The organism is Yoonia sp. (assembly GCF_036007805.1).
In the GTDB taxonomy this organism is placed as follows: Bacteria; Pseudomonadota; Alphaproteobacteria; order Rhodobacterales; family Rhodobacteraceae; genus Yoonia.
In genome coordinates this window covers 1-2,584 of sequence record NZ_DASYOK010000309.1, presented here as the reverse complement: position 1 = coordinate 2,584, position 2,584 = coordinate 1, and the positions used below count along the sequence as shown (strand labels likewise).

2 protein-coding genes are annotated in these 2,584 nt (G+C 59.3%); both read right to left on the bottom strand.

Annotation, left to right across the window (positions count from 1 at the left end):
* Positions 1-496: 496 nt before the first annotated feature.
* Positions 497-1,828: a sigma-54-dependent transcriptional regulator gene (locus VGP75_RS16285; RefSeq protein ID WP_327544664.1), complete on the bottom strand. Its 1,332-nt coding sequence runs from the start codon at positions 1,826-1,828 to the stop codon at positions 497-499.
* Positions 1,825-2,584, bottom strand: a 760-nt coding sequence (locus VGP75_RS16280) for a sensor histidine kinase (protein ID WP_327544663.1), incomplete at its 5' end; no start/stop codon positions are given. The genes VGP75_RS16280 and VGP75_RS16285, both read right to left, overlap by 4 nt.

Sequence of the window (2,584 nt, the reverse complement as noted above, 5' to 3'; positions counted from 1 at the left end):
ATCGAACTGAACCAAACCGCCCACATATCTCTTCAGATATATCAATTTCAAACAGCGTAGAGACAAAAACCACCAGATGCGCCCTAAAGTCCTTGGCGCGCCCAGCCTGCATTATCTCTGTTTTTTCTTCTCCGCCTCGTCACCCGTAAGCCCGTCTGGCGCCCCGCCGCCGCATCTCTGCGCCGCCGGTGAAGGGGGTTCTACGGTTACTCGCGCACACCCGCAACCCCTTTTTTCAAAAAAATGAAAAGATCTTTTTGGCCACCGGAAACGCCCCTAATCTGGGCGTTTTTCAGCGAAACTGCGCCTTTCTGCCCTCATTGCTTCTGTGTTGCGCGCAAGAATCAGGGCCCGCTTGCCCGGGATACTGGTTCACACCTGCGTAGGTGATGCATTTTTGATTCCCGACATGCCGTGCAAAGGCAGTTTCTTCCGGCACAGGCCCAAGATTTGGAGGAATCGGTAAAGCAGAGTTTTCAACGAAAGATGCAGAACCTTATCCACCGTCCTCGGACTTGCGTTCTTGATCGCCGGAAATCCCGTAGCGCCGCATCTTGTCGTTCAGGGTACGGCGCGGAATGCCCAGTGTTTCTGCTGCACGCAGTGTGTTTCCTGCATGGGCATCCAGCACCGCCGCGATCTCGCGGGCTTCGAACTCCGTGACACGATCAGCCAAAGTCATGGGGCCAGAGGTCGGGGTGCCTGTCCCTTCAACCTCATAAAGCCCCAGCGCAAAGGCTTCGGCGCTTGTTTTCAGTTCGCGTACATTCCCGCTCCAGGCCTGACGCTTGAGCTTTTGTGACAGCACCCAAGGGACCTCTGGGTCAGCCCGACCGTAACGCCGCGCGGCAAGCTGGGCATAATGTGCAAAGATCAACGGAATATCCTCGCCTGCCTCATGCAAGGTTGGCGTGGACAACTCTGCACCGGCCAGACGGAAAAAGAAATCGGGGCGGAATGTGTCCAGCAATCGCAGATTGGTCTTGGTCGTGGCGATGACCCTCACATCAAGGTGCCGCGCATCTGTCTCGCCCATCCTCTCAAAGCTGCGTTCCTGTAAAACGCGCAGCAGCTTGGCCTGAATGGCCATTGGCATTGTCTCGACCTCATCGAGCATCAGCGTGCCGCCATGGGCTGCTTCCAGTTTACCCGCCCGCCCTGCTCGATCATGTGCAAAGACACCTTCGCCATGCCCGAACAGGATTGTCTCGGCCATGGCTTCGGGCAGGACCGCACAGTTAAGTGCAACAAAGGGGCCGTCCGCACGGGCGCTGGCTGCATGGATCGCCCGCGCGGCGAGCTCTTTGCCCGTCCCTGTCTCGCCCATGATAACCACGTCGAAATCAACAGACGCCAGCGCGGCAATGCGCTTGCGAAATTCCCGCATGGCGCGTGATTGCCCCAGGATGCTGACATCGGCGCGTTCCGCCAGCACCGTTTGCAGCCGTGCTACCTCGCGGCGTGCCGATTGCGCCTCAAGGGTCCGGCGCATGACCGCAAGAAGATGGGCAGATTCGTAAGGTTTCTCCAGAAAATCCTCTGCGCCCGCACGCATCGCCTCGACCGCGTGACCGACATCGCCGTGACCTGTCAAAAGCACAACGGGCACGCCCTGCTCTTGTGCCCGCAATGCTTTGACAAAGGCGATCCCGTCCATGCCCGGCATCCGCAGGTCGCTGATCACAAGATCCGGTTGCGCGGCCATCGCCGCAAGCGCTGCGGTCGCAGAAGCGAACGCCTGCACCGCATAGCCAGAGGTTTCGACCAGATCAGCCAGTGCTGACAAATGGTCGGCATCGTCATCGACAATGAAGATCGTGGCACTCATGCCGCTTCGGCGCTTTTCTGGAGTGCCAAAGGCAAGGTCACACTCACCCGCGTGCCTTGGTCCTGATGCGAGCGGATGTCGAGCGCGCCGTTGAAGTCAGACAGGATCGCCTTGCAAATCGCCAAACCAAGCCCCAAGCCCGAGCCGGTCAGCTTTGTCGAAAAGAAGGGTTCTCCCACTTTGGACATATCCGCGTCGGCAATGCCTTTTCCGTTGTCCGCGACGCAGAGTTCGGCCTGACCGGCATTCACCGTCACCGTGACGGAAATATGCCCATCAGGCATGTCAGCCACCGCATCAAGCGCGTTCAGCAGGAGATTGGCGACGACCTGTTCGATCCGTATCGCGCCTGCCATGACCTCAACCCGGGTCTCGGGCCTTTGAAACACCGGCACAACACCAATCGCACGGGCGCGCGGCGCAACCAGATCAAGCGCCGAGGCAACCGGCGCACAAAGGTCGATCAGCATCAGTTGCGGCACCTCCTTGCGGGCAAAGCTCTTGAGGTGTTTTGTTGTGCGCTGCATCCGGCGGATCAGGTCATGGGCTTTGTCCAACCGCTTGGCCGTTGCTGTATCCTGCTGGTCGAGGCCAAGTTCGGCCGCCGACAGGGTAGCCTCCATGGCCGCGAGCGGCTGACTGATTTCATGGACGATCGCCGTAGACATCCGCCCGAGAGCGGCCATCTTTTCGGTATGCACCAGCGCTTCCTGCGTGGCACGCAGGTCAATCTCGGCCTGCACCCGCGCATCCACC

Excerpts from the sequence above, each read along its gene's own strand:
- VGP75_RS16285 (WP_327544664.1), bottom strand. The coding sequence starts at position 1,828 with ATGAGTGCCACGATCTTCATTGTCGATGACGATGCCGACCATTTGTCA.